Here is a 25392-nt window from a genome sequence, read left to right on the forward strand (position 1 = left end):
AAGGTCGCGCTCTGGATCGCTTCGCTGCCGCTCGCGATGACGGAGTCCGGATCGCCTCACCAAGCCGTCGGCTTGGGGTTCCTCTCGTCGAAGCCGATCTGGTGCCAGTAGGGGTAGATCGGGTGCTCCCGGCTCGCCGCGTCGAGGCGGGCGATCTGGTCCTGGCTGAGCGACCAGCCGACCGCACCGAGATTTTGCTTCAACTGCTCCTCGTTGCGGGCGCCGACGACGATGTTGCACACGGTCGGGCGGCTGAGCAGCCAGTTCAGCGCCACCTGCGGCACGGTCTTGCCGGTCTCGGCGGCGACCGCGTCGAGGGCATCGACCACGTCGTAGAGATACGCGTCGGAGACGGTGGGCCCGCCCTCCGCACCGCCCGCCGTCGAGAGGCGCCCGCCCGAGGCTGCCTGCCCGCGCCGGATCTTGCCGGTGAGCCGGCCCCAGCCGAGTGGGCTCCACACCATCAGGCCGACGCCTTGGTCGAGGCCGAGCGGCATCAGCTCCCACTCGTAATGGCGGCCGATCAGCGAGTAGTAGCCCTGATAGACGACGTAGCGGGCGAGCCCCTCCTTCTCCGAGGTCGCCAGCGCCTTCATCAATTGCCATCCGGAGAAGTTCGAGGCGCCGATATAGCTGATCTTGCCCGCACGGGTGAGGTCGTCGAGCGCCCGCAGGGTCTCCTCGACCGGGGTGAGCGCGTCGAAGCCGTGCATGAAATAGACGTCGATATGGTCGGTGCCGAGCCGCTTAAGGCTCGCCTCGCAGGCGCGGATCAGGTGGTGGCGCGACGAGCCGACCGCGTTGACGTCCTCGCCCACCCGGAAGGTCGCCTTGGTGGAGATCAGCAGCCGGTCGCGGCGGCCCTTGATCGCTGCACCGAGGATCTTTTCCGAGTCTCCGCTCGAATAGAGGTCGGCGGTGTCGATGAAGTTGACGCCCGCATCGAGGCAGACGTCGATCAGGCGGCTCGCCTCCGCCACGTCGGTGCTGCCCCAGTTCTGGAAGAACGCGTCCGTGCCGCCGAAGGTGGCGGCGCCGAGGCTGAGCACCGGCACCTTGAGGCCCGAGCGTCCGAACTGCCGGTATTCCATGGAATCACTCCGCTGTGGCTGTCGGGAAGCGGCCCGCCGCGAGACCGCGCGCCGCCGTGTTGAGGGGCCGGGCGTGGTCCGGCAACGCACCGGAACAGGTGGACGCCCTGCGGGGCGCGAATGGCGCCGCTGCCATCATACCGCCATCGGGCGCCCGCGGTTCCGCCACCGAAAGGGACAGCTTCCGCAAAGACTTCGTCAACCAAGAGCCACTATTAAAGATCAAGTTTTAGGAACCCGGACGCGGGCTGCCCTTTCTTTCATCACATCCGGCGGCATCGTCGCCAGCCGGCACCAACATTAGGAAGTTGTCCGTGAGTTTCACCGTCAGCGCCGGCACCGCGTCGCGGACCTATTCCTGGCAGCACGGCTCGCTGCTGAGCGCCCTGGAGCAGGGCCTGTCGCTGACCACCTCCGGCCTGAACGATGTCCGCATCGTCGATTCGGAAGGCCGCAGCCACAGCCCCGCCGCGCTCTACCAGCGCATGTTCGGCGGGCCGGCGGTGGAAGAGGCCGCGCAGTCCCGCGCGGCCTGAGCCCTCACCCGCGGATCGCCGCCGCATCCGGCGCGACCACCGCGAACAGGTCGCCGAGCGCCGCGAGGCTTGCGGCCTGGAGCGCGGCCGCCGGGACGGTCGTGCCGTCCGGACCCGGCAGGGCGCGCGTGGCGGTGGCCGCGGCCACGACCGTCGGGCGGAAGCCGAGGTTGAAGGCGCCTCGCGCGGTCGAGTTGATGCACATATGCGTCATGAAGCCGGCTAGGATCACGTCCTTGACGCCGGCCGCCTCCAACTGCGCCTGAAGATCGGTGCCGACGAAGGAACTCGGATAGGCCTTGGTGATGACCGGCTCCCCGTCCCGCGGGGCGACCTCGTCGCTGATCTGGCCGATGGGCGCGGTGACGTCGTAGGGCGAGCCCGGCCCGGCATCGTGGCGGACGTGGAAAACCGGGATGCCCGCATTCCGCGCCCGCTCCAGCAGCGCCTTCGCCTCGCGGATCGCCGGCTCGACGCCCTCCAGGCGCATCACGCCCTCGCGGTAGGTGTTCTGCAGATCGATCATCACCAAGCCTGAGCCCGAGAGGGCGGCGGGCTCCGGCGGCAGGCCGGACAGGCTGCGAAGCGTCTTGAGGTCGGTCATGGGTGGCCCTTGTTGTGGAATCCGTTTCCGGCCGGGATGTGAGCCGAGCAAGGCCACCGGCGCAACCTGCTGAAAGGTCCAACGGGCGCCTGCCGATCCCACCCGCGACCTCATCCTGAGGTGCCGCGCAGCGGCCTCGAAGGAGGAATCCAGAAATCACAGCGCATTCTGGAGGATCCTTCGAGGCCTCCGCTTCGCTCCGGCACCTCAGGATGAGGGAGCGGGTTGGCGATGCGAGGAAGCGGCGCTGCGCGCGCCTATCGCTGCGCGGCCTGCATCGGCTTGTCCGATTTCGGCTGGGGGGCGATGCGCCCGCCGTCCTTCAGGTCGGCCGGCGGGCTCAGCACGAGACGCTCGCCGCCCGAGAGGCCCTTGTCCACCTCGACCAGGGTGCCCTTGTCGCGGGCGATATGGACCTCGGTCCAGGTCACGCGGTCTTCGGCGCCGGCGACCGCGACGCGGGTGCCGGACTGGTTGAACACCAGGGCCTCGGCGGGCACCGCCACCGTCGCCCCCCCGGTGCGGGGGATCGCCAGGGTCACGTAGACGAACAGGCCGGGCCTTAGGGTCAGATCAGGGTTCGGCACATCGACCTGGGTCGTCAGGGTGCGCGAGGCGGCGAGCAGCGCCACCGAACTGCGCTCGACCTCGCCGGAGAAGCTGCGGTCGGGCATCTGCGGCACCTTGATCCGAGCGGAGATGCCGGGCTGCACGCCGACCGCCGCGTTCTGGGGCACGTTGACCGAAATGCGCAGCACATCGTCCCGGTCCATCGACAGGAGCGGCGTGCCCGAGCCGGCATCGGCCTGGACGAGGTCGCCGACATCGACGTTGCGGGTCGTCACCACCCCGTCGAAGGGTGCGGTGACGATTTCGAAGCCGGTCAGCGCCTTGAGACGCCCCACGGTCGCCTGCTGCGCCTTGATGTTGGCCTGGGCCACCTTCACGTCGGCCTCGGCCGAGGCGAGGTTCGCCGTTTGCGAGAGCACGCCGGCCTGGGTGTTGTCGGCGTTCTGCTTCGAGGCCCAGCCCTGGCCGGCGAGCGTCGAGGTGCGCGAGTTCGTGACCTGGGCGAGGTTCACGTTGGCACGCGCCTGATCGACCATAGCCTTCGCCCGCAGGAGCTGCGCCTCGAGCTGGCCGAGCTGCGCCTCGGCCTGGGCGAGCTGCTGGTCGAGGTCGGGGGCGGCGATGCGCAGGAGCACGTCGCCCTTCTTCACCCGCGAGCCGAGATCGACGTGCCGCTCGGCGATGTAGCCGGTGGCGCGGGCGTAGATCCGCGCTGTGGCGAAGGGCTCGGTCTGGCCCGGCAGGGTCAGCTCGACCGGCCCGTCGAGGCGCTTGGCCTCCTCGGTGCGCACTTTCGGCACGAACTCGATCTGCCGGGCCCGCGTCGCCTCGGCACGGGCCGCCCGCTGCCAGTGACCGTAGCCGCCGTAAGCTAGGAGGCCCGCCACGATCAGCCCGGCCAGCACGAAGCCGCCCTTGCCCGGCGGGGGCGGGATTTTCGTGTCTTCGCCTGTCCGTCCGGGCTGGCTCACGGGACGATCCTTCGCACGTTACGGACAGGCATCAGACGTAATCCTCCAGCGGCTTGGCCTCGCCCCGCCGCAGCAGACTGTAGAGGAACGGCACGAACAGAAGCGTCGAGGGCGTGCCGAGCGCGATGCCGCCCATCACGGCGCGGGCGAGCGCCGCGTTCTGCTCACCGCCCTCGCCGGTGCCGAGCGCCATCGGCACCAGGCCCAAAAACATCGCGCTCGCGGTCATCAGCACCGGCCGCAGGCGGGTCTCGCCCGCGACGATCGCCGCTTGCTTAGCCGAACAGCCCGTCGCCTCCCGGTGTTCCTTGGCGAAGGTGACGAGCAGGATCGAGTTGGCCGAGGCGATGCCCACCGACATGATCGCCCCGAACAGCGAGGGGATCGAGAAGGTGGTGCCGGTGATGAACAGGCTGGCGACGATGCCGCAGAAGGCGACGGGCAGAGCGGCCAGCACCACGAAGGGGTCGCCCCAGCTCTGATAGTTCACCGCCATCAGGAGGTAGACCGCCACGATCGCGATGCCGAGGCCGATCCCGAGCCGGAAGAAGGCGGCGCGCATGTTCTCGATCTGCCCGCGCACGGTGATCTTGTCGGGGGCCGGCAGCGTCTTCTGCTCCTCGGCGACGATCCGGTCGATGTCGCGGGCGACCGAACCGAGGTCGCGGTCCTGTACCGCGGCGTAGACGTTGAAGGTCGGCTGCGTGTTGACGTGGTTGATCACCGTCTGCGTCGGCTGGCGGGTGATCGTGGCGATGCTCGACAAGAGCGTCAGCGCGCCGGGGCCGTTGCCGGTGGCGCTCGTGCGGGCAAAGAGCGGGGTGTTCTGCAGGGCGGTGAGCGAGGCGTTGCGGTATTCCGGCGTCTGGACCCAGAGCTGGTAGGGGATGCCGGTCTTCGGGTCGGTCCAGAAGTTCGGGTTCACCTGGAAGGAGCCCGACAGGGACACGTTGAGACTTTGCGCGACCTGCTGCTGGGTCAGGCCGAGTTCGGCCGCGAGCCGCCGGTCGACATCGACGAAGAATTGCGGCGTATCGACGATCTGGTGCAGGTGCACGTCGACGAGGCCGGGCGTCTCCTTCAGCCGCGCCTCGATCCGCCGGGCGGCCTCCAGATCCTTGACCGTGTTGCGGCCCGAGACCTGCACGTCGATCTGGGCGATGACACCGAAATTGAGGATCTGGGTGATGATGTCCGAGGGCTGGAAGTAGACGATCATGTCGGGGAAGCGCTCGCGCAGGATTTCGCGCAGGCGGCGCTGGTACTCTGCGACGGGTCCGTGCTCGTCCTTCAAATCGATCAGCATCTGCCCGTCGTTGTAGGAGACGAACGAACCGTCGGAGAAGGCGAAGTTGTAGTTGTTCGAGGGCAAGCCGATGTTGTCGAGGATCTGGTCGATCTCGTCCTCCGGGATCACCTCGCGCACCACCTTCTCGACCGCGGCGAAGGTCTGCTCGGCGGTCTCGATGCGCATGCCCGGCCGGGTGCGCAGGTGGAGCGTCATCTGGCTCGATTCGACCTGCGGGAAGTAGTCCTGGCCCGTGAAGACGAACAGCCCGCCGGTGCCGGCAAACAGCAGGGCGACGGTCGTCACCGTCACGATGGGATGGCGCAGCACCGCGTGCAGCAGCCCGACATAGCCATGGTGGAACCGCTCGAACCGCGCCTCAAAGCCGCGGCGGAAGGCGCCGGCCAAACGGAAGACGGGGGAGAGCAGCCAGACGAGCGCCCGCTCGATCCGGCCGCGGCGCGGGGCGTCGCCCTCGCCGCCATGGTGCTGGAGGTATTCGCGGGCGACCAGCACGTCGATCAGCACCGGCACCAGAGTGCGGGTGAGAAGGTAGGAGGTCAGCATCGCGAACACGACCGCGAGCGCCTGCGGCGTGAACAGGTATTTCGGGGTGTCGGTGAGCGCGAAGACCGAGACGAAGGCGGCGCAGATCGAGAGCGTCGAGATCAACGCCGGCTTGGCGATGCCGGCGGCACCCTCGACCACGGCGTTGCGGAACGGCTTGCCCTCCTCGAACAGGCGGTAGGTGTTCTCGATCGCCACCGTCACGTCGTCGACGAGGATGCCGACGGCGAGCGCCAGCCCGCCGAGCGTCATCACGTTGATGGTGTGGCCGAGGGCGGCGAGCAGCGCCAGCGAGGTCATCAGGCAGAGCGGGATCGAGACGAGCACGATCAGGGTCGAGCGCCACGAGCCGAGGAAGAGCAGGATGGTCAGGCCGGTGAGGCAGGCGGCGATGACGGCCTCGTGCCACACGCCCTCGATCGCGTTCGAGACGAAGACCGACTGGTCGAAGAGCGGCTTGATCTCCATGCCCTCGGGGGCCGCCGCGCGGATGTCGGGAAGCGCCGCCTTGACGTTGTTGACGACGTCCAGCGTCGAGGCGGTGCCGTTCTTGAGCACGCGCATCAGCACCGAGGCGGCCCCGTCGGCTCGCACCACGTTGACCTGCGGCGGGCCGCCGTCGCGGACATAGGCCACGTCGCGCACCAGCACCGGCTGGCCAGAGACCACCTTGATCGGGATCTCGTTGAGCGCCGCGATCGCGTCCGGCGTCGCGTTCATCTGCACCGGGTATTGCTGCTCACCGATCTTGGTCAGGCCCGAGGGGATCGTGAGGTTCTGCGAGGTGATCGCGTTGGTGACCTCCAGCGGCGTCATCCCGAGCGCCTGGAGCGCGTGGAGGTCGAGATCGACCATCACCTGCCGCGGCGCGCCGCCGAAGGGGGAGGGCAGGGTCGAGCCCGGCACCTGGGTCAGGCGCTGGCGGATGCGGTACTGAGCGTAGTCGTAGACCTTGTTGAGGCTGTCCTTGGTCGAGGTCAGCGCGAGCTGGATCACCGGCACCGAGGAGGCGGAGAAGCGCACGATGACCGGCGGCTGCACGCCGGGCGGCATCAGCGCGCGGATCGAGTTCGTGGAGGAGACGACCTGGGCGATGGCGAGATCGATGCTGACGCTCTGGTCGAAATAGATCTTCATCACCGACGTGCCCTGAAGGCTGGTCGATTCCATCCGGGCGATGTTGTTGACGTTGTTGGAGATTCCGAACTCGGAATAGGTCGTGATCCGTTTCTCCATCTCCGGCGCGGACAGGCCCGTATAGGTCCAGACCACCACGACGACGGGGATGTCGACCGCCGGCAGCACGTCCTTCGGCGTCACGACGATGGCGCTGACGCCACCGAGCATCATCAGCACGGCAAGCACGTAGGTCGTGATGCGGAACTTGAGGGCGTACTGGACGAGTCCCATGGGTCTCCGGTCGATGTCCGGTAAGCCTGCCGGGGCCGCGGGCGGGGTCGGGCCGGCGGATACCGCACGGCCACTGTTTCTGTTCTATGTCCGATTGCGTCTCAAAACACAGGCGTGCCGCGATGCCGCATCGCTGCCCGTCCCCAGCCGATCAGGCGGGCTGATCGAGCCGCCGGAGACTATCGAATTCGAAAAATAACCTTTGCAACGATGTCCGTCAGCCCGATGACCGCGCGGCCGTCGCCGGGTCTGGCTCGTCCTCCATCCGTTCGGTCTCCCGCTGCGCCTGCCGCCGCGCCTGCGCCCGTCCGAGCCAGAGCGCGTTGAGAAGCCACGCGGCCGAGAGCGGCACCGCCACCACGGCCGCGGCGTGGCCGCCGAAGCCGAGGGCGGAGAGCCCGGTATAGGACCACGCGCCGACCTGATCGCCGAGGCGGTAGACCACCGTGTCGATGAAGCTTTTCGCCTTGTAGCGGTCCTCCCGGGGCACCACCGTGAACAGCACCTCGCGCACCGGCCGGGCGATGGCGAAGTTGCCCGCCCGCCGCAGCACGTAGATCACCACCACCGAGGCGACCGTCGGCGAGAGCGCCAGCGCGGCAAACCCGACGACGCTCGCCGCCGGGAGCAGGGCCAGCGTCACGCCGACGCCGAGCCGCTTCGTGATGCGCCCGGTGAAAAAGAGCTGCACGCCGAGCGTCAGCACGTTCACCGCGAGGTCGACGCTGGCGAAGAAGGCGGTCTGCGCGCCGCGATTGGGGAAGTTGTTTTTGGCCACCGCCGCCTGCTCGAAATACAGGAAGGTCGCGGTCACCGAGAACAGCGCCAGAAACAGCGCGATGTTGAGAAGGTAGGGTGAGGTGACGGTGCGCCGGATGCCGGCCCAGACATCGCCGCCGATCACGTCACCCGCCCGCGCGTCCTCCGGCACCGCGTTGAGCCGCCCGATCAGGCGCGCGAGTCCCCGCATGGCGAACACCGCCGCCTCCAGGAGCACGGCGGCGGCGATGAGCAGCGCCCAGGTCGGCACATCACGCGCGAGCGTCGCCGTCACCGCCGAGCCGCAGATGGCGCCGAGCGTGGCGCCCGCGGCGATGAAGCCGAACAGGCGCTTGCCCTGCTCGGTGGAGAACACGTCCACCACCGTGGCCCAGAAGATCGAGACCACGAACAGGTTGAAGATCGAGAGCCAGACGAAGAAGGCCCGGCCGACCCACACCGCCGCTTCCCCCTCCGCCACGGCGATGAGGCCGGCAAAGATCAGGATGTTGAGGATGAAGAAGCGGTAGGTGAGGGGCACGAACCGCGCCCGCGGCAGGCGCTTGACCAGCCACGCGAAGGGCAGGTTGAGCGCCAGCATGCCGATGAGCGTGGCCAGGAACAGCCAGGGCAGGTTTTCGAGCCCGCCCGCCACGCCCATCTGGTCGCGGATCGGGCGCAGCACGTAGTAGCTCGCCAGAAGCGCGAAGATGTAGGCCCAGGACCACGCCAGCGCCGGCCCCTCGCCCGGCCGCACATCGACAAGGCGGGCGAGGCGGTCCGAGAGCGAGGAGCCCGAAGACGAGGCCGGGGCCTCGCTCAAGGCTTCACCCCGAGCTTCTGCTTCAGCTCCGGCGCCGAGAGGTCGTGGCCGAAGCCGGGCGAGCCCATGGCGAAGGTGTCGGCCGCCTTCAGTTCGCCGACCACCACGGGGTCGAAGCCGGCATCCGAGACCAGAGTGCGGGCGGTCTCGAGCGCCTTCGGGTCGTCGCCGGCGATCGGCACCGCCATGCGCGGTTCGGGCCGGCCGGCGTTCTTCTGGAAGACCCGATAATTCGCCGCGTTGAAGGCGCGCACCACCTGCGCACCGGCCAGGTACTTGGCGGATGTGGCGCCGATGCCGTCGCGCTCGACCTCGTCGGCGACGGCCCCGTCGCGGGCCTTCACCGCATTGCCGGCATCGATCACCACCTTGCCCTTGAGGCCAGCGGCGTGCTCACGCCCCAGCTCCGGATAGGCCTTGTAGGGCACCGCGATCAGCACGGCGTTGCCGAAGGCGATCGCTTCCGCCGGGGTGCCGGCCCGCGACTGGGGCCCGAGTTCTTCCACGAGCGCCTTCAACTGCTCCGGATGGCGAGAGGCGAAGAACACCTCGTAGCCCGCCTTGATCCAGAGCCGGCCGAGCGTGCTGCCGATATTGCCCGCTCCGATGATCCCGATCCTTTTGGGATTTTCGGATTGCGCGAGAGCGGGCAGGGCCGGAAGCAGAAGCGTGCCGGCCAGCAGAGCCAGCACCCCGCGCCGAACGGACAACATCCCAAAAAAGTCAGACCGCATCGATGAAGGCCTCCATCTTGCGCCGCTCGGCGGCATCCGGCAGCCGCCCGGTCGCGGCGGCCATATTGTCCTCGACATAGGCCACCTTCGCCATGCCGGGGATCGGGCAGGTGACGGCCTCGTTGGCGAGCACGTATTTGAGGAAGAACTGCGCCCAGCTCTTGCAGCCGAATTCGGCGGCGAAATCGGGCAGGGGCTTGTCCTTCACCGCCTTGAACAGACGGTCGCGGCCGAAGGGCACGTTGACCATCACCGCCACGCCGCGCTCGACCGCCAGCGGCAGGATGCGCTCGGCCGCCGCCCGGCTGTCGAGGGCGTAGTTCACCTGCAAGAAGTCGAGTTTCTCCCGCTTCATCACCGTCTCGAGCTCGGGGAACTGCTCGTCGCGCCAGACCGTGACGCCGACATAGCGGATGCGGCCGGTCTCCTTGAGCGCGCGCAGGACGGCGAGGTTGGCCTCCGTGTCGATCAGGTTGTGCACGGCGATGAGGTCGATCTTGTCCGTGCGCAGGCGCTGGAACGAGCGCTCGGTCTCGGCCTCCGCCGCCGCCCGGCCGCGGGCCGCGACCTTGGTGGCGAGAAAGACCTTTTCGCGCAGGCCCTGGAGGATGAGGCCGAGGACGTCCTCGGCCGTGCCGTAGCTCGGGGCGGTGTCGATCACCCGGCCGCCGAGCGCCACGAAGCGCTCCACCGCCTCGCGCAAGGGGGCGGTGGCCTCGGGCGTCACCGCCACCTCGTAGCGGCGCGAGGTGCCGATGCCCATGGCCGGCAAACGCTCGCCGGAGGAGGGGATCGGCCGGGTGATCAGGGCGTCGGCGGCATGGGCCGGGCGCAGCAGGGCCGGGGCGAGCCTGGCTCCGGCGAGGGCGGCGGCGGCCTGCAGGAGGGTTCGGCGGGAAAGTGGAGGGATGGGCGGCAGGACGGGCGGCATGGGCGCGGGCCTCCTTCGCGGACGGGCGTGGCCCGAGCGAGATAGGGCAACCTCAACGCATCGGCGAAGGGATCATTCCCCGAAGCGGCCGAACGTCACCGCCGTCTCGCCGTAGCTGCGCCGCTCCAGCTCGGCGAAACCGGGCGGCAGGACAAGGCCGGCCTCGGCGGCCTCCTCGACCAGAACCAGCGCGCCGGGGCTGAGCCAGCCGCCGGCTGCCGCCGCGGCGAGCGCCGCGGTGGCGAGGTTCTTCCGGTAGGGCGGATCGCAGAAGACGAGGGAGGCGGCCTCCGGGGCGGGTCCGAGTCGGGTCGCGTCGCGCTGGATCAGCCGGGCACGGTTCCCGCAATCAAGCGCGGCGATGCCCTCCCGGATCAGCGCGCCGGCCTGACGCCCCTCATCCACGAAGACGGCGCGCGCCGCGCCGCGGGAGAGCGCCTCGAAGCCGAGCGCGCCGGTGCCCGCGAACAGATCGAGCACCACCGCGTCCTCGACCGCGTCGTCGTAGGCGTGGGCCAGCACGTTGAACAGGGCCTCGCGCAGGCGGTCAGAGGTCGGGCGGATGCCCTCCGCCTTCGGCCCGGCGAGCCGGCGCCCGCGCCATTCGCCGCCGACGATCCGCACGGGTTAGACCCTAGGCGTCGCCGCGCGGCGGACGGCCGGGACGACCGCCTCCGCGCGGCCCCGGCTTGCCACCGCCGGGACGGCCACCGGCACCGCCAGGCTTTCCGCCGGGACGCCCGCCGCCCGGTCGTCCGCCGGGCTTGAAGTCACCCCGCGCGCCCCCCTTGGGCCCTCCCTTGAAGTCGCCTCTGGCCCCGTCGCGGGCGCCGCCCTTGAAGCCGGGCTTGCCGCCCGGACCGGCGCCCGGTCCCTTACGGAAGCCGCCGCCCTCGCCGCGCGGCGGGCGAGCCGGACGCTCGCCTTCGGCGGTGCGGGGCCGGTCGCGCGGGGGGCCGCGGCGCTCCGGCGCCCCACCCTCGGCGGGACGCTCCCGGCGGGGCGCCCCCTCGTAACGGTCCCGCGCGGGACGGCTGTCGCTCCGCTCGCGGAACGGACGGCCCTCGGCCTGGCGCTCAGTCTGGCGCTCGCGCGGCGGGCCGCGCCGCTCGGGCGCCGTCGCCTCGCCGGCCTCGTGGCGGCGGGGACGGGCATCGCCTGTCGGCGCGTCCCGGCGCGGTCGATCCTCGCGCCGATCGTCACGGCTGCGTTCTTGGTAGCCGCGCTCCTGCTGCGGACGCTCTTGGCGAGGACGCTCTTGGCGGGGGCGCTCCTGCCGCTCGGGCCGCTCCTCCTCCTTGCGGAAGCGGACCCGGCGATGCGGCTCGGGGGCGGGGGTCTCCGGCGTCGGCTGGAGCCGCTCGACCAGCACCCGGCGCTCGCCGGCCGCCTGGATCGCGCCGACCCGCTCGCGGCCGCGCTCGGCCGCCGCCGCGCGGGCGGTCTTCGGGTCCATGCCCCGGCGCGGCACCTTGCTCGCGCGCGGACGGGTCTCGTCGTCGGCCCGCCACACGGTCGGCGAGGGCGCCCGCGGGGCCGGGCGCGCGGCGGCGCGCGGGGCGGCAGGACGCGCGGGATCACGCGGCGGACGGCCGGCTGCTCCGCCGCGGGCGCCCGAGCGGGGCTCCGAACGCTTTTGTTCGCGGCCCTCGTCGCGGGCGCCCGGACGGCCCCGCCCGGCGGGTGAGGCGGCCTTCGTCGCCTTGGGGCTTCCGAACGGGGCGATGGCCTCGCGCACCGGGCTCTCGAAATCGACGCCGGCCTGTTCGGCGAGGCTCTTTCCGAGCTGTTCCTTCAGCACCTTGGTCCGGATCTCCTCGACCAGACCGACTTCGAGGTCGCCGAGCTGGAACGGCCCGAACGAGAGCCGGATCAGCCGGTTCACGGAGAGGCCGAGATGTTCGAGGATGCGCTTGACCTCGCGGTTCTTGCCCTCGCGCAGGCCGAGCGTGAGCCAGAGGTTGTCGCCCTGGACCCGGTCGAGGGTGGCCTCGACGGGGCCGTATTCCATACCGTCGACGGTGACGCCCTTCTTGAGCCGGTCGAGATCGGCCTGGGTGATGTCGCCGAAGGCGCGCACCCGGTAGCGGCGCAGCCAGCCGGTATCGGGATGGGCGATCACCTTGGCCAGCCCGCCATCGTTGGTGAGCAGCAGCAGACCCTCGGTGTTGATGTCGAGCCGGCCGATGGCGACGACCCGCGGCAGGTCGTCGGGCAGCCCGTCGAACACCGTCTGGCGCCCTTCCGGATCGCGGGCGGTGGTGACGACGCCGCGCGGCTTGTGCAGCAGCCACAGCCGGGTGCGCTCGCGGACGGGCAGGGGCTCACCGTCCACGGTGATGCGGTCGGATTCGGTGACGTTGATCGCCGGCGAGGTCAGGACCTTGCCGTTGAGGGTGACGCGGCCGGCCTCGATCATCGCCTCGGCGTCGCGGCGGGAGGCGATGCCGGCGCGGGCGATGGTCTTGGCGATGCGCTCGCCCTCGGGCGCGGCGGCTTGGTCCGCGGGTACGGCCGGGGAGGGGTCTGGATTGTCGGTCATCCGCGCCCCTTACCAGAGCGTGGGTCCGCGCAAAAGGAAAAGGCGGCCCGCGAGGGCCGCCCTTTCATCGAACCGCGCGGTTCAGGCCGGTCACAACCGCGGCGAGCGACCGCGCACGGCGCCCATCACCGCCGAGATCAGGAACAGCGCGATCGCGACGAAGAACACGATCTTGGCCGCCTCCATGGCGGTGCCGGCGATGCCGCCGAAGCCGAGCAGAGCGGCGATCAGAGCGACGACGAGAAAGGTTACAGCCCAACCGATCATGGTATCCTCCTGACGTCCGTCTTGGACGGTGTCTCGTAAGTCTGTCCTGGCTTGGAGAATTGCCAAGCTGCCGGATTCGTTCCGTCGATGGCGCTGAAAACGGTTGCCGGGCCGAAGCGTTCCGGGCAGCGGCGGGATCCCGACTTCATCCACCCCTCGGGGAGCAACGGCGGCTGCGGAGCCTCTGTTCCGGCCGGCCGGGCGAGACCGGACGCCCCCACACCCACGCGCCCGGAGGATCTTCCGGCCGTGCGAGCGGGACGACCGAAGCCATTCTTGATGAGATTTCTGCCGGGAGCGTGTCAGGCTGCCAGCGTGTGCGCGGGCCGCCCCTCGGGCGCGGAGCCGGTCTCGAGCAGGCTGGCGATCTCGTGGACCGGCCGGGGCGGGCTGAACAGGTAGCCCTGCACCTCCTGCGCCCCCTCCGCGCGGATGGTGGCGAGCTGCGGCTCGGTCTCGACCCCTTCGACCAGCGTCGTGATGCCGAGGCTCGCCCCGAGGCTGACGATGGCGCGGATGATCGCGCCGGCATCCGACTGTCCGGCGCAGTCGCGCACGAACGAGCGGTCGATCTTGATCTTGTCGAAGGGGAAGCGACGCAGGGTGCTGATCGAGGAATAGCCGGTGCCGAAATCGTCCATGGAGATGCGCATTCCGAGCTTGCGCAGGGTGTGGAGCGTTTCGAGGTTGGCCTCGGTGTCGTCGAGCAGCACGCTCTCGGTGATTTCCAGTTCGAGCCGGCTCGCCTTGAGGCCGCTGGCCGCGAGCGCGCCGAGCACGCTCTGGACGAAGCCGCGGTGGCGCAGTTGCAGCGGCGAGACGTTGACCGCCACGCTGATCGCGTCGGGCCAGGCGGCGGCATCTCGGCAGGCCCGGTGCAGCACCCACTCGCCGATCGGCACGATCAGGCCGGTCTCCTCGGCGAGCGGGATGAACACCGCCGGGCTCACGAGCCCGCGCTCGGGATGGCGCCAGCGGACCAGCGCCTCCATGCCGGTGATGCGGTTTTCGGACAGGTCCACGAGCGGCTGATAGTGCAGTTCGAAGCGGTCCTGCTGGAGCGCCTCGCGCAGTTCGCGCTCGAGGCCGAGCCGCTCGCGCAGGGTCTCGTCCATCTGCGGCTCGAACCGGCGGACGGTGCCGCGCCCCTCGGTCTTCGCCTCGTAGAGGGCGAGGTCGGCCTCCTTGAGGAGGCGCTCGATGTCGTGCGGGACCCCCTCGTCGGCCAGAGCGATGCCGGCGCTCATCCCGATCTCGACGGTGATCCCATCGAGGGTGTAGGGCGCGGCGACGGCCTCGATCAGGCGCTCGGCCAGGGCCGCAGCCCCGGCCGCGTCCTCGACGCGGGAGAGCACCGCGAACTCGTCGCCCCCGAGCCGGGCCACCACATCGTGGCTGCGCACCTGCCCCCGCAGCCGCTCGGCCACCGCCCGCAGCAGGGCATCGCCCACCGCGTGGCCGAAGCTGTCGTTGACCGGCTTGAACCGGTCGAGGTCGAGGCAGAGGACGGCGAGCGGCGCCGCCTCGGCGCGCAGAGCCTCGATCCACTCGGTGCCGATCTCGCGCAGGCGGGTGCGGTTGGGCAGATCGGTGAGGCCGTCGTGGCGGGCCATGTGGATGATGCGCGCCTCGTTGCGCCGCCGCTCGGTGATGTCCTCGAAGGTCGCGACCCAGCCGCCGCCCTCGGCCATGGGGCGGTGGGTCACGGCGATGACCCGCCCGTCGGCGAGTTCGCGCAGCACCGATTTCGATCCGTCTCCGGAGAGCGACGTGCGGGTGCTCTCGCTGATCGCATCGATTGTGGCGCCGCGCTTGTAGCGCCCGAGCGCCACCAACATCTCGATGATGGCGCGCTGGCCCATGCCGACATGGACCGCATCCTCCGACAGGCCGAAGATCTCCAGGTAGCGCCGGTTCCACACGAGGAGCCGCTGCCCCGCATCGAACAGGCACAGCCCGTGCGTCATGTTCTCCAGGGCCGCGTCGAAGCGCCGGTTCTGCTCGCTGAGCTGGGCATGGGCCTCGACCAGGGCGCGCCGGGTCCGGTGCTGCTCGGTGACGTCGCTGCCGACGCCCCGATAACCGAGGAACTCACCCTCGGGTGAGAAAAGCGGGCGACCGCTGATCTCGAACCAACGCGGCGTGCCGTCGGGATGGCGATAGACGTAGGTCAGTTCACGGAAGGGGCGGCGCGCGGCGATCGTCTCGCGATAAGGCGCAAGGTTCGCCTCCTCACCGGCCAGGGTCTCGCGCGCCCGCCCGATCAGACTCTCCGGCGGGCGGCCCAGCAGACGCTCGGCGCCCGGAGAGATGTAACTGAATCGGTCCTCGGCATCGGTGGCCCAGAGCCAGTCGAACGCGATCCGCGCCAGTTCTTCAAGATCGTTCAGAGGCATAGCACCACCCTAGGCAGGCGGGATTTTGAGGCCAGAATGTAAATATTTCCTCATGCCTATGACTTGGCCATCATGCCCAATTAACGATCCAATCCTGTCAATCGAAGTGCAAACCCAAGTGCAGGGAAGGGTGAAGGCCGCCGCCTGAATTGCACAGATTCGACCTGTTTCTTCTAGGTTGCAAAATTTTGAACGTGGAATCCTGAGCGCTCCAGCGATCGAAAGACACCGGAGCTTTCGCCGCGCCGGACCGTTATCCGCATCCTGGATGCGGCTGAGGTTGATGGATGGCCGAGGGCGACGACCTTTTTCCCGGCTTCGAGCCGCTCTGGATCGAGGGGTCGGCCGGCCGCTGGTTCGGCCGGGCCAAGGGCCCACGGGACGCGCCGCCGCTCCTCCTGCTGCACGGCTTCCCGCAGAGCCACGCGATGTGGCACCGGCTGGCGCCGGCACTCGCCGAAACGCACCGGGTGATCGCCCTCGACCTGAAGGGCTACGGCTGGTCGGCCGCCCCCGCCTCCGGCGCCGGAGAGAACGCCTACGCCAAGCGGCGGCTCGGGGCGGAGATCGTCGCGGTGATGGAGCGGCTCGGCCATATCCGCTTCGCGCTGGCCGGCCACGATCGCGGCGCCCGCGTCGCCTACCGGCTGGCGCTGGACGAACCCGGCCGGATCGAGCGGCTGGCGATCCTCGACATCGTGCCGACCGAGGTACAGTGGACCCGCATCGAGGCGAAGCCCGGCGCGAACCCGCACTGGTCGTTCCTGTCGCGCCCGGCCCCGGAGCCGGAGGAGGCGATCCGCCGTGACCCGGACGCCTATTTCGAGGGGCTGCTGCGCGACTGGAGCGCGAGCCGCGACCTCGCCGCCTTCGACGCCCGCGCGCTCACGCTCTACCGGCAGGCCTGGAACGTGCCCGAGCGCATCCACGCGATGTGCGAGGATTACCGGGCGGGCGGCGCCGACGGGCCGGACCGCGCCGCCGACCGCGACGACCTCGCCGCGGGCCGCACCTTATCGATGCCGGTCTTGGTGCTCGCCAGCGACGCCTATCTCAACCGGGACAAGCCGGAGACCGCCCTGGCAGCCTGGCAGCGCACTTTTGCCCCCGCAGCGCAGGGCGCAAATATCGCCTCCGGCCACTTCATGGCCGAGGAAGCGCCGGAGCCGACCCTGCGGGCGTTGCAGGCCTTTCTGGCAGGGTAGATCTCAGAAGCTCTCGACCCAGGGCCGCAGAGCGATCTCGTCGGTCCAGGCGCTGCGGTCCTGGCGCAGGAGGGCGAGGTAGCTCTTCGCGATGGCGTCGGGATCGAGGGTCGCGTCGGGGCGCCCCTCCGGATCGGGGCGGGCGTCGGAGCGGATCGCACCGTCGATCACGACATGGGCGACGTGGATGCCCAGGGGCTGAAGCTCGCGGGCGAGGCTTTGCGCGAGGCCGCGCAGGGCGAACTTGCCCATGGCGAAGGGGGCGGAGCCGGCAAAACCCTTCACGCTCGCCGAGGCGCCGGTGAACAGGATCGCGCCGTGGCGGTGGGGCAGCATCCGCCGGGCGGCGGCCTGGGCCACGAGGAAGCCGCCATAGGCCGAGACCGCGAGCGCGCGGGCGACCGCCTCCGGATCGAGATCGACGGTGGCCCCGCGCAGCCGGCCGCTGGCGTTGTAGACCACCACGTCCGGCGCGCCGCCGAGCGCCGGTTCGAGCCGGGGAAACAGGGCCTCGACCGCGCCGGGATCCGTGGCGTCGCAGGCGTGCACCACCGCCCCCGTCTCCGCGGCGAGGCGGCTCAGCTTCTCGACGTTGCGCGCGGCGAGCCCGACCTTCAACCCCTCGGCCGCGAACAGGCGCGCCAGGGATGCGCTCAAGCCGGAACCGGCCCCGACGATCAGGGCGCGCTGGTAGGTCGGGACCATGGGACGGGCTCCGTGCGGCGGCATCGCGGGATGGGGGACGAACGCGCCGCGCACCGCCGCGGTTCGCCTCCCGCTCACCCCCGTCTTTGCGAAAAGAAATCCCTGAGCAGGCCCGCCGCCTCGCCCTCGCGAAAGCCGGAATAGACTTCCGGGGCGTGGTGGCAGGTTGGCTGGTTGAACACGCGGGGCCCGTGCTCGACGCCGCCGCCCTTGGGATCGGAGGCGGCGTAGTAGAGCCGGCGGATGCGGGCGAAGGCGATCGCGCCCGCGCACATCGGGCAGGGCTCCAGGGTGACGTAGAGGTCGCAGCCGGTGAGGCGCTCGTCGCGCAACGCGGCGCAGGCGGCGCGGATCGCCAGGATCTCGGCATGGGCCGTGGGGTCGGACAGCGCCCGCGGCCGGTTGCCCGCAACCGCCAGGACCGCGCCGTCGCGCACCACCACCGCGCCGACCGGCACCTCGCCGAGCGCCGCGGCCTCGCGGGCGGCGGCAAAGGCGAGGTCGAGGAAATCGGGCATCAGTCGCCGGAGGCGGCCGCGCCGTGAGCCGCCTCCCTGGCGACCTCCCGGCCGCCGATGTCCGTCCGAAAAAAGCCGTCCGGCCAGTCGATCCGCCGCACCGCCGCATAGGCGCGCTCCTGCGCTTCCCCCACGCTGGCGCCGAGCGCCGTGACCGCGAGCACCCGGCCGCCATCGGCGAGCAGCCGGTCGCCGTCGCGGCGGGTGCCGGCCTGGAACACCAGAACCCCCTCATCGAGGGCCGCCTCGGCGCCGCGGATCTCGGTGCCGCGGGTCACCGCGCCGGGATAGCCCTGCGCCGCCATCACCACGGTGAGCGCCGCGCGGGCGGCATCGAAGCCGATCGAGACGCTGGAGAGATCGCCCTTGGCCGCCGCCAGCAGCGCCGGCACGAGATCACCCGACAGGCGCGGCATCAGCACCTGCGCCTCCGGATCGCCGAAGCGGGTGTTGTACTCGATGAGCTTGGGGCCCTCCGCCGTCAGCATCAGCCCGGCATAGAGGATGCCGGAGAACGGCGTGCCGCGGGCGGCCATGCCGGCCAGCGTCGGCGCGATGATCCGGGTCATCACCGTCTCGGCGATCTCCGGCGTGACGATGGAGGCGGGGGAATAGGCGCCCATGCCGCCCGTATTGGGGCCGCGGTCGCCGTCATGGACCCGCTTGTGGTCCTGCGCCGTGCCGATCGGAACCGCGCGGGTCCCGTCGCAGAGCGCGAAGAAGCTCGCCTCCTCACCGAACAGGCACTCCTCGATCACGAGCGCGCCTCCTTCGCTGCCGTCGAGGATCGCCCGCACGGCGGCCTCGGCCTCGGGCAAGGTCTCGGCCACGGTCACGCCCTTGCCGGCGGCGAGCCCGTCGGCCTTGACCACGATCGGCGCGCCCCGCGCGCGCAGATAGGCCAGCGCCGGTTCGAGATCGGTGAAGCGGGCGAAGGCGGCGGTCGGGATGTCGTGCTCAGCGCAGAGATCCTTGGTGAAGCCCTTCGAGCCTTCGAGCTGCGCCGCGGCCTTGGTCGGCCCGAAGGCGGGGATGCCGGCAGCCTGGAGGTCGTCGACGAGCCCGGCGACCAGCGGCGCCTCCGGCCCCACCACCACCAGCCCGACCTTTTCCGCCCGGCAGAAGGCGACCACCGCCGCGTGATCGGAGACCGCGAGATCCGGCCGGTTCTCGCCGTGCCGGGCGGTGCCCGGATTGCCCGGCGCGACGAACAGCTTCGCGCAGAGCGGCGATTTCGCGATGGCCCAGGCCAGCGCGTGCTCGCGCCCGCCGGAGCCGATGAGCAGGATGGTGAAGGGCTCGGTCATGACGAGACCCTATCCAAAAAATTTCGGGCCGGGGAAAGGGCGTTTCGCGTTTGCCCCGGCCACACATCCGGCAACGCGAGGGAGAACCCGCCGCATGGCGCCGCCAGACCCGCATCGAGACCATCCTCAACGACCGGGCCGGAGACGGCGCCGGCTCGGCCTCACGGGCGTCAGCACCCTGGTGCAGACGCTGGCGATCCTCGGGGCAGGGGCCTGGGGCGTCTACACCTTCGTCTACGAGGCGCGGATCAAGCCGGGGCTCGCTCCGCCCTCGGTCTCGGTGAAGACCGACCTCGTCCGGGTCGGCGAACGCGGCGATCGGGTGGCGATCCGCTCGACCGTGACCCGCACCAATGTCGGCCAGGCGGGCGTGCGCGTGCTCGGGCTCACCTACACCGTGATCGGCCTGCGCACCCGCTTCTCCGAGCCGGATCACGCGGCGGCGGAGGCGACCGCGCGCGAGGCCGCCTTCCGCGCCGCGCTCTCCGGCTCGGCGAGCGTCGAGTCCGCCCGCGACTACGTGCGCGAGAGCGGTGCACCGATCCTGCGCCAGGGCGTACTGTTCTCTGGTGCGACCGACCTGCCGAGCGAGCCCTCTGAACTCAACCCGGGCGAATCCGTCTCCCGCGACGTGATCGTCTACGCCGACCGCAAGGCCTTCGACGCGGTGCGCTTCGAGGTGCGGCTCGCCTACGCCAAGGAGGACGACAAGCCGGTGCGCCTGCGCTTCGAGGCGGGGGCGGACGGAGTGCTCGCCACCGTGCCGGTCGAGCCCTGCCCCGCGCCGAAATGCCCGCTGCGGACGACGGATTTCGCCACCGAGTTCTCGCTGTGGTGAGCGGACCGTTGCGGCCTACCGTCCGCCCCCCTCCGAGATCGTCCGAGTGTCTATCCCAAAACGCCCGCCGCCCTGTCCTCTCCGGCGGGTGAACGGCCGGTGACCGGGTGTCGTGCGAGGAACTGTTATCCCGTGCGCCGGACGGAACGGTTCGCCGGGCTCACCTGTTGATGAGGGCCATGCCGATCTGTCGCCACTCGATCGCCTCCCCCGCCCGCCCGCCCCGCGCGCACGCGGTCGTTCGACTCTCGGACTACGTGGTCCAGCGTCGCTCGGCGCCGCGGGCCGCCAACGACAACCGCCGCTCGCGACTGGCGCCGGTCTGGCCCTGGGCCATGGCGGCGGCCGCCGCGCCGGCCGTCACGGCGGCGCTGATCCTTTCGCGCCTGATCTGACTTCGGGCCGTTCCCCGAGCGCTTTCGCCGGAGACGAGCGGCAGCGGCCCCGGCGCCACACTCGCGCGCCCTTCCCCAGCCGATCGGCTCGGCGGCCTTTACCTCACCCGGCCGGTTCCCGTAGCGTTCGGCCCCATGCCGCTCGTGCCCCCGCCACGTCCTGCGACCTATGCCGCCGCCGGGCCGCCGCCGGGGGAGCCAGCGCCCTCGGCTTTGCTCCAGGCCAACACCCCCGAATGGTCGGTCGGCGATCTCGCCGCCGCCCTCAAGCGCACCCTTGAAGACGCCTTTGGGCATGTGCGCCTGCGCGGCGAGATCTCGGGCTATCGCGGGCCGCACGGCTCGGGCCACGCCTATTTCTCACTCAAGGACGGCACCGCGAAGATCGACGCGGTGGTGTGGAAGGGCGTGCTCGGGCGTCTGCGCCAGAAGCCCAAGGAAGGGCTCGAGGTCGTCGCCACCGGCAAGATCACGACGTTTGCCGGGAAATCCTCGTACCAGATCGTCATCGATTCGATGGAGCCCGCCGGCATCGGCGCCTGGATGGCGCTGCTGGAGGAGCGCAAGCGCCAGCTCGCGGCGGAGGGGCTGTTCGAGGTGGACCGGAAGCGGCCGATCCCGTTCCTGCCGCGGGTGATCGGCGTCGTCACCTCGCCGACCGGAGCGGTGATCCGCGACATCCTCCACCGGCTGGAGGACCGCTTTCCCCGCCCCGTGCTGGTCTGGCCGGTGCGGGTGCAGGGGGAGGGGGCGGCCGAGGAAATCGCCGCGGCGATCCGGGGCTTCAACGCGCTCATCCCCGACGGCCCGATCCCGCGGCCGGACGTGCTGATCGTCGCCCGCGGCGGCGGCTCGATCGAGGATCTCTGGGCCTTCAACGAGGAAGCGGTGGTGCGCGCCGCCGCCGAGTCCGGGATCCCGCTGATCTCGGCGGTCGGCCACGAGACCGACACGACGCTGATCGACTTCGCCTCCGACCGCCGGGCGCCGACGCCCACGGGCGCGGCCGAGATGGCGGTGCCGGTGCGCGCCGAACTTTTGGCCCAGATCCACGACCTCGGCGCCCGGCAGGCGGGCACGATGCTGCGGCGGGTCGAGCGCGAGCGGGGCGATTTCCGCGCCCTGGTGCGGGCGATCCCCGGTGCCGACGCGTTTCTCGCCGCCAAGCGCCAGCGCCTCGACCTCGCCGACGCGCGCCTGCGCCCGGCGCTCGCCGCCAATGCCCGCGATTCCCGCGAGCGCCTGAACCGCCTCGCCGACCGTCTGACCCGGCGCTCGCCGGCGATCGCCTTGGCCGAGGCGCGGGCGCGGCTCGCCGGGATCGACCATCGCCCGCGCACCGCCATATCCCGCATCATCGAGCGCCGCCGCGACCGGCTCGGGGCGCAATCCGGCCTGCTCGGGGCGCTCAGCTACAAGGCGGTGCTCGCCCGCGGCTACGCGCTGGTGCGCGACGCCGACGGCCTGCCGGTGCGCTCGCGCGAGGCCGCCGCCGCCGCCGCCCGGCTTCAGCTCCAGTTCGCCGACGGGGCGGTTTTCGCGCGGCCCGAGGACGCTCCGGCCGCTCCCCTGGCCGATGCCCCGCCCTCGCCGCCGCGTGCGAAGCGTGCGCTGCGCCGGATCGCAACCGAGCCGGCTCCGAAGCCCAAGGAGACGGCGCCCGAGCCCGCTGCGCGGCAAGGCTCGCTGTTCTGAGCGGCGAGTTCGATGGCGCCCCTTCGTTCCGGAATGCCGCGCAGCGGCCTCGAACGATGAAGGGGGAGAGGGATGGGGCCGGCTTTCTCGCCCCGCCCCCGCGTCGCCCCCTCCTTGCGTGGGAGGCGGCTTGACCGGCCCGGCCGGCTCTGCGACCGAGCGGCACGGCTCCTACCACACCGGCAGCGGGCCCCGGCATCCGGCAGGAGAGGCGCGTGACCACGACGATCGACTCGGACCAGAAGCTCCACCTCGTGTTCGGCGGCGAGCTGGAGGACGTCTCGGGCGTACGCTTCCGCGACATCAAGGATCTCGACATCGTCGGCATCTTCCCCGACTACGCCTCGGCCCAGACCGCGTGGCGCGCCAAGGCGCAGGCCACCGTCGACAGCGCCCAGACCCGCTACTTCATCGTCCACCTGCACCGCCTGCTCGAACCGTGATTGTGGCGGGGCTGCGGCATGAAGCCATTGTGACGCGCCGGCCCCGCTGATATGAGCCGCGCGGCCGGATGTTGATACGGCCCCGGACGTGATTGGGTTCGCGCGCGTCCCGCGAGTGACTTGAAGAGTGAGCCGAGAGACGCCCGGCATGACGTCGTCCATCAAGATCATCGCCGGCAACGCGAGCCGCCCGCTCGCGGAAGCGATCGCCAGCTACCTCGAATTGCCGCTCGCCAACTGCATGGTCCGGCGCTTCGCCGACATGGAGATCTTCGTCGAGCTGCAGGAGAACGTGCGCGGCGAGGACGTGTTCATCGTCCAATCGACCTCGTTCCCCGCCAACGACCACCTGATGGAACTGCTGATCATGATCGACGCCGCGCGTCGGTCCTCGGCGCGGCGCATCACGGCGGTGATCCCCTATTTCGGCTATGCCCGGCAGGACCGGCGCACCTCGGGCCGCACGCCGATCTCGGCCAAGCTCGTGTGCAACCTCATCACCGAGGCCGGCGCCGACCGCGTCCTGACCCTCGACCTCCATGCCGGCCAGATCCAGGGCTTCTTCGACATCCCGACCGACAATCTTTTCGCCGCGCCCGTGATGGTGCGCGACATCAAGGAGCGGCTGGCCCCCGGCGAGCGCATGGTGGTCTCGCCGGATGTGGGCGGCGTGGTCCGCGCCCGCGCGCTGGCCAAGCGCATCGACGCCTCGCTCGCCATCGTCGACAAGCGCCGCGAGCGGGCGGGTGAGTCGGAGGTGATGAACATCATCGGCGACGTCGAGGGCCAGTCCTGCATCCTCGTCGACGACATCGTCGATTCTGGCGGCACTCTGGTGAACGCCGCCGAGGCCTTGCTGAACGCCGGCGCCAAGGAGGTTTCGGCCTACATCACGCACGGTGTGCTGTCGGGCGGGGCGGTCTCGCGCATCGCCGCCTCGCGGATGAAGGAACTCGTCATCACCGACTCGATCCTGCCGACGCAGGCGGTGAAGCTCGCCCGCAACATCCGCGTGATCTCGATCGCGCCACTGCTCGGCGAGGCGATCGGGCGCACGGCCACTGAGTCGAGCGTGTCGAGCCTGTTCACCTGATTCAGGTTCGGGTTTCCAAAGGGATCATCCCTTCGGCGGGGAGCCGGGGTGGGACCCCGGCATCCCTTCAACCAGGGCTGCGCCCTGGACCCGCGAAAGGACAGATCCTCTCGAAACCTCTGGCCTCCGCTCAGCGAACTTCCACGATCTCGAACTCGTGGTCGTTCACCGTCACGGTATCGCCGACGCTCTTGCCGGTAAGCGCGCGGGCGAGCGGCGCGACGTAGGCGATCGAGCCGGCTGCGGGATCGGCCTCGTCCTCGCCGACGATGCGGAAGGTCTGGCGGGTGTCGTCTTCGCGCAGCACGGTCACGGTCGCACCGAAGCGCACCACGTCGCCCTCGAACGCCTCGATGAGTTCCGCCGAGTTCTTGCGCGCGCTCCAGTAGCGCAGGTCGCGCGCGATGCGGGCGTGGTCCGCCTTGTTCTGCTGCGGCGAGAAAGCGGACAACTCCGCCTCCAGTCGCGCCACCTCGGCCTCCATCTTCGCGAGCCCCTCCGGCGTCACATAGTTGGAATGGGTGGAGATCAGACGATCGGGCAACTCCTCGACAGCGTCGCCGTCTTCGGGCTCACGGACAAATGCTTTGCTCATGAGACATGAAATGCCCAAGCCTGCACCACAGTTCCCACGGTCCGGCGCCCTGGCTCACCCGATCGCGACGACCGTGCGGCCCCGCACCTGACTATCGAGCAGAGGCTCGGCGAGGCCGCCGGCCTCCTCCAGGGGAACCGTCCGCGTCATCCGCCGCAGGAGGTCGCGGTCGAGGTCGCGCGAGAGGCGGGCCCAGGCCTCGCGGCGGGGCTTTTGCGGCGTCGTCACGCTGTTGATGCCGAGAAGCGAGACGCCGCGCAGGATGAAGGGCGCGACCGAACTCGGCAGATCCATGCCCCCGGCGTTGCCGCAGGCGGCGATGGCACCGCCGCCCCGCGTCATCGACAGGGCGTTGGCGAGCACCCGTCCGCCGACCGCATCGATGCCGGCGGCCCAGCGCTCCTTTCCGAGGGGGCGCGGCTCGCCTGCGAGCGCCTCACGCTCCAGGATCTCGGCCGCGCCGAGGCTCTTCAGGTAATCGGCTTCGTCGGCCCGGCCGGTCGCGGCGACGACGTGCCAGCCGGCGCGCTTCAGAAGCGCCACCGCGACCGAGCCGACGCCGCCGGAGGCACCCGTCACCAGGGCTGGTCCGGCCTCGGGGGTGAGCCCGTGCCGCTCCAGAGCGAGAACCGAGAGCATCGCCGTATAGCCGGCCGTGCCGATCGCCATGGCCTCGGCCGGGCTCAAGCCCTCGGGCAGCGGCACCAGCCAGTCGCCGCGCAGCCGGGCGCGCTCGGCCAACCCGCCGAGATGGGTCTCGCCGACGCCCCAGCCGGTGAGCACCACCGCGTCGCCGGGCTTGTAGTCGGGATGGTCCGAGGCCTCGACGGTGCCGGCGAAGTCGATGCCGGGGATCATGGGGAAGCGGCGCACCACCGGCATCCGGCCGGTCATGGCGAGCCCGTCCTTGTAGTTCAGGCCCGAATGGGAGACCCGCACGGTGACGTCGCCGTCCATCAGGTCGGCCTCGTCGAAGTCGCGCAGGGCAAGGCTCTGCCCGGCCTCACCCTTGTCGATCACCCAGGCCCTGAACGCCGCCATGATCCGCTCCTCCCCGCTCGCTTCGGGTCATGAGCTACGGCGATCCCGCCTCGATTCAAGGCCACCGG

Annotated in this window: 23 protein-coding genes; 7 read left to right on the top strand and 16 right to left on the bottom strand. The window is 70.7% G+C overall.

The window, feature by feature from the left end; genetic code table 11:
- Positions 1 to 56 precede the first annotated feature (56 nt).
- Positions 57 to 1091, bottom strand: a complete 1035-nt coding sequence (locus LPC10_RS19675; protein WP_231343963.1) for an aldo/keto reductase — start codon at positions 1089 to 1091, stop codon at positions 57 to 59.
- A gap of 314 nt (positions 1092 to 1405) precedes the next feature.
- Here LPC10_RS19675 and LPC10_RS19680 point away from each other — a divergent pair, with 314 nt between their 5' ends.
- The gene (locus tag LPC10_RS19680) at positions 1406 to 1627 is read left to right on the top strand and encodes a hypothetical protein (protein WP_231343964.1); all 222 of its coding nucleotides are present in this window, start codon (positions 1406 to 1408) and stop codon (positions 1625 to 1627) included.
- 4 nt (positions 1628 to 1631) lie between these two features.
- Here LPC10_RS19680 and LPC10_RS19685 read toward each other — a convergent pair whose 3' ends face one another.
- The 10 genes from LPC10_RS19685 to LPC10_RS19730 all read right to left on the bottom strand — a co-directional run bounded on the left by LPC10_RS19685 (position 1632) and on the right by LPC10_RS19730 (position 15489).
- On the bottom strand, positions 1632 to 2231 hold the full coding sequence (locus LPC10_RS19685; RefSeq protein ID WP_231343965.1) for a cysteine hydrolase family protein: 600 nt from the start codon (positions 2229 to 2231) through the stop codon (positions 1632 to 1634).
- A gap of 257 nt (positions 2232 to 2488) precedes the next feature.
- Complete coding sequence (locus LPC10_RS19690; protein WP_231343966.1) at positions 2489 to 3772, bottom strand: efflux RND transporter periplasmic adaptor subunit; 1284 nt, start codon at positions 3770 to 3772, stop codon at positions 2489 to 2491.
- A gap of 31 nt (positions 3773 to 3803) precedes the next feature.
- Positions 3804 to 7037 (bottom strand): efflux RND transporter permease subunit, encoded by a 3234-nt coding sequence (locus tag LPC10_RS19695; protein ID WP_231343967.1) that lies wholly within the window; start codon positions 7035 to 7037, stop codon positions 3804 to 3806.
- Positions 7038 to 7254: 217 nt separating this feature from the next.
- Positions 7255 to 8619, bottom strand: coding sequence for an NTP/NDP exchange transporter (locus LPC10_RS19700; protein WP_231343968.1), 1365 nt, complete (start codon positions 8617 to 8619; stop codon positions 7255 to 7257).
- Positions 8616 to 9353, bottom strand: a complete 738-nt coding sequence (locus LPC10_RS19705) for an NADPH-dependent F420 reductase (RefSeq protein WP_231343969.1) — start codon at positions 9351 to 9353, stop codon at positions 8616 to 8618. Before LPC10_RS19705 ends, LPC10_RS19700 begins: the two co-directional genes overlap by 4 nt.
- Positions 9343 to 10284 (bottom strand): aldo/keto reductase, encoded by a 942-nt coding sequence (locus LPC10_RS19710; RefSeq protein ID WP_231343971.1) that lies wholly within the window; start codon positions 10282 to 10284, stop codon positions 9343 to 9345. Before LPC10_RS19710 ends, LPC10_RS19705 begins: the two co-directional genes overlap by 11 nt.
- Positions 10285 to 10356: 72 nt before the next feature.
- Complete coding sequence (gene rsmD / locus LPC10_RS19715) at positions 10357 to 10908, bottom strand: 16S rRNA (guanine(966)-N(2))-methyltransferase RsmD (protein ID WP_231343972.1); 552 nt, start codon at positions 10906 to 10908, stop codon at positions 10357 to 10359.
- Positions 10909 to 10918: 10 nt separating this feature from the next.
- Positions 10919 to 12826: a pseudouridine synthase gene (locus LPC10_RS19720; RefSeq protein ID WP_231343973.1), complete on the bottom strand. Its 1908-nt coding sequence runs from the start codon at positions 12824 to 12826 to the stop codon at positions 10919 to 10921.
- A 90-nt stretch (positions 12827 to 12916) separates the two neighbouring features.
- Positions 12917 to 13093, bottom strand: a complete 177-nt coding sequence (locus LPC10_RS19725; protein ID WP_012456035.1) for a DUF1328 domain-containing protein — start codon at positions 13091 to 13093, stop codon at positions 12917 to 12919.
- 302 nt (positions 13094 to 13395) lie between these two features.
- Positions 13396 to 15489, bottom strand: a complete 2094-nt coding sequence (locus LPC10_RS19730) for an EAL domain-containing protein (protein ID WP_231343974.1) — start codon at positions 15487 to 15489, stop codon at positions 13396 to 13398.
- Positions 15490 to 15776: 287 nt separating this feature from the next.
- Here LPC10_RS19730 and LPC10_RS19735 point away from each other — a divergent pair, with 287 nt between their 5' ends.
- Entirely contained in the window at positions 15777 to 16694 is a 918-nt protein-coding gene (locus tag LPC10_RS19735; protein WP_231343975.1) for an alpha/beta fold hydrolase, read from the top strand.
- A gap of 3 nt (positions 16695 to 16697) precedes the next feature.
- On the opposite strand, the gene LPC10_RS19740 is transcribed toward LPC10_RS19735, so the two are convergent.
- From LPC10_RS19740 to purD, 3 genes are all read right to left on the bottom strand, one after another.
- A complete protein-coding gene (locus LPC10_RS19740) occupies positions 16698 to 17399 on the bottom strand; it encodes an SDR family NAD(P)-dependent oxidoreductase (protein WP_231343976.1) in 702 nt (233 codons plus the stop codon).
- Between the two features lie 74 nt (positions 17400 to 17473).
- Complete coding sequence (locus tag LPC10_RS19745) at positions 17474 to 17917, bottom strand: nucleoside deaminase (RefSeq protein ID WP_231343977.1); 444 nt, start codon at positions 17915 to 17917, stop codon at positions 17474 to 17476.
- Complete coding sequence (gene purD, locus LPC10_RS19750) at positions 17917 to 19224, bottom strand: phosphoribosylamine--glycine ligase (RefSeq protein ID WP_231343978.1); 1308 nt, start codon at positions 19222 to 19224, stop codon at positions 17917 to 17919. Before purD ends, LPC10_RS19745 begins: the two co-directional genes overlap by 1 nt.
- Before the next feature lie 94 nt (positions 19225 to 19318).
- Between purD and LPC10_RS19755 the strand changes: the two genes are divergently transcribed.
- The 5 genes from LPC10_RS19755 (at position 19319) to LPC10_RS19775 (ending at position 23688) form a co-directional block, all read left to right on the top strand.
- Entirely contained in the window at positions 19319 to 20062 is a 744-nt protein-coding gene (locus LPC10_RS19755) for a hypothetical protein (protein WP_231343979.1), read from the top strand.
- Between the two features lie 179 nt (positions 20063 to 20241).
- Complete coding sequence (locus tag LPC10_RS19760) at positions 20242 to 20457, top strand: hypothetical protein (RefSeq protein WP_108941599.1); 216 nt, start codon at positions 20242 to 20244, stop codon at positions 20455 to 20457.
- A 135-nt stretch (positions 20458 to 20592) separates the two neighbouring features.
- Complete coding sequence (gene xseA / locus LPC10_RS19765; RefSeq protein WP_231343980.1) at positions 20593 to 22152, top strand: exodeoxyribonuclease VII large subunit; 1560 nt, start codon at positions 20593 to 20595, stop codon at positions 22150 to 22152.
- A 215-nt stretch (positions 22153 to 22367) separates the two neighbouring features.
- Complete coding sequence (locus tag LPC10_RS19770) at positions 22368 to 22595, top strand: DUF4170 domain-containing protein (protein WP_063987092.1); 228 nt, start codon at positions 22368 to 22370, stop codon at positions 22593 to 22595.
- Positions 22596 to 22743: 148 nt separating this feature from the next.
- Positions 22744 to 23688 carry a ribose-phosphate pyrophosphokinase gene (locus LPC10_RS19775; protein ID WP_231343981.1) on the top strand — a complete coding sequence of 315 codons (945 nt, stop codon included), beginning with the start codon at positions 22744 to 22746 and terminating at the stop codon, positions 23686 to 23688.
- Positions 23689 to 23818: 130 nt separating this feature from the next.
- Here LPC10_RS19775 and greA read toward each other — a convergent pair whose 3' ends face one another.
- Together greA and LPC10_RS19785 are read right to left on the bottom strand one after the other, a co-directional pair.
- Positions 23819 to 24283 (bottom strand): transcription elongation factor GreA, encoded by a 465-nt coding sequence (gene greA / locus LPC10_RS19780; RefSeq protein ID WP_231343982.1) that lies wholly within the window; start codon positions 24281 to 24283, stop codon positions 23819 to 23821.
- Between the two features lie 54 nt (positions 24284 to 24337).
- Complete coding sequence (locus LPC10_RS19785) at positions 24338 to 25324, bottom strand: MDR family oxidoreductase (protein ID WP_231343983.1); 987 nt, start codon at positions 25322 to 25324, stop codon at positions 24338 to 24340.
- Positions 25325 to 25392 lie beyond the last annotated feature (68 nt).

The sequence above is a fragment of the Methylorubrum sp. B1-46 genome (genome assembly GCF_021117295.1).
In the GTDB taxonomy this organism is placed as follows: domain Bacteria; phylum Pseudomonadota; class Alphaproteobacteria; order Rhizobiales; family Beijerinckiaceae; genus Methylobacterium.

Bases quoted from the DNA above. Each gene is read 5' to 3' on its own strand.
- LPC10_RS19675 (WP_231343963.1), bottom strand. From the start codon at position 1,091: ATGGAATACCGGCAGTTCGGACGCTCGGGCCTCAAGGTGCCGGTGCTC.
- LPC10_RS19685 (WP_231343965.1), bottom strand. From the start codon at position 2,231: ATGACCGACCTCAAGACGCTTCGCAGCCTGTCCGGCCTGCCGCCGGAG.
- LPC10_RS19695 (WP_231343967.1), bottom strand. From the start codon at position 7,037: ATGGGACTCGTCCAGTACGCCCTCAAGTTCCGCATCACGACCTACGTG.
- LPC10_RS19705 (WP_231343969.1), bottom strand. From the start codon at position 9,353: ATGCGGTCTGACTTTTTTGGGATGTTGTCCGTTCGGCGCGGGGTGCTG.
- LPC10_RS19710 (WP_231343971.1), bottom strand. From the start codon at position 10,284: ATGCCGCCCGTCCTGCCGCCCATCCCTCCACTTTCCCGCCGAACCCTC.
- LPC10_RS19720 (WP_231343973.1), bottom strand. From the start codon at position 12,826: ATGACCGACAATCCAGACCCCTCCCCGGCCGTACCCGCGGACCAAGCC.
- LPC10_RS19725 (WP_012456035.1), bottom strand. From the start codon at position 13,093: ATGATCGGTTGGGCTGTAACCTTTCTCGTCGTCGCTCTGATCGCCGCT.
- LPC10_RS19730 (WP_231343974.1), bottom strand. From the start codon at position 15,489: ATGCCTCTGAACGATCTTGAAGAACTGGCGCGGATCGCGTTCGACTGG.
- LPC10_RS19735 (WP_231343975.1), top strand. From the start codon at position 15,777: ATGGCCGAGGGCGACGACCTTTTTCCCGGCTTCGAGCCGCTCTGGATC.
- LPC10_RS19740 (WP_231343976.1), bottom strand. From the start codon at position 17,399: ATGGTCCCGACCTACCAGCGCGCCCTGATCGTCGGGGCCGGTTCCGGC.
- LPC10_RS19745 (WP_231343977.1), bottom strand. From the start codon at position 17,917: ATGCCCGATTTCCTCGACCTCGCCTTTGCCGCCGCCCGCGAGGCCGCG.
- purD (WP_231343978.1), bottom strand. From the start codon at position 19,224: ATGACCGAGCCCTTCACCATCCTGCTCATCGGCTCCGGCGGGCGCGAG.
- LPC10_RS19755 (WP_231343979.1), top strand. From the start codon at position 19,319: ATGGCGCCGCCAGACCCGCATCGAGACCATCCTCAACGACCGGGCCGG.
- LPC10_RS19760 (WP_108941599.1), top strand. From the start codon at position 20,242: ATGCCGATCTGTCGCCACTCGATCGCCTCCCCCGCCCGCCCGCCCCGC.
- xseA (WP_231343980.1), top strand. From the start codon at position 20,593: ATGCCGCTCGTGCCCCCGCCACGTCCTGCGACCTATGCCGCCGCCGGG.
- LPC10_RS19775 (WP_231343981.1), top strand. From the start codon at position 22,744: ATGACGTCGTCCATCAAGATCATCGCCGGCAACGCGAGCCGCCCGCTC.
- greA (WP_231343982.1), bottom strand. From the start codon at position 24,283: ATGAGCAAAGCATTTGTCCGTGAGCCCGAAGACGGCGACGCTGTCGAG.
- LPC10_RS19785 (WP_231343983.1), bottom strand. From the start codon at position 25,324: ATGGCGGCGTTCAGGGCCTGGGTGATCGACAAGGGTGAGGCCGGGCAG.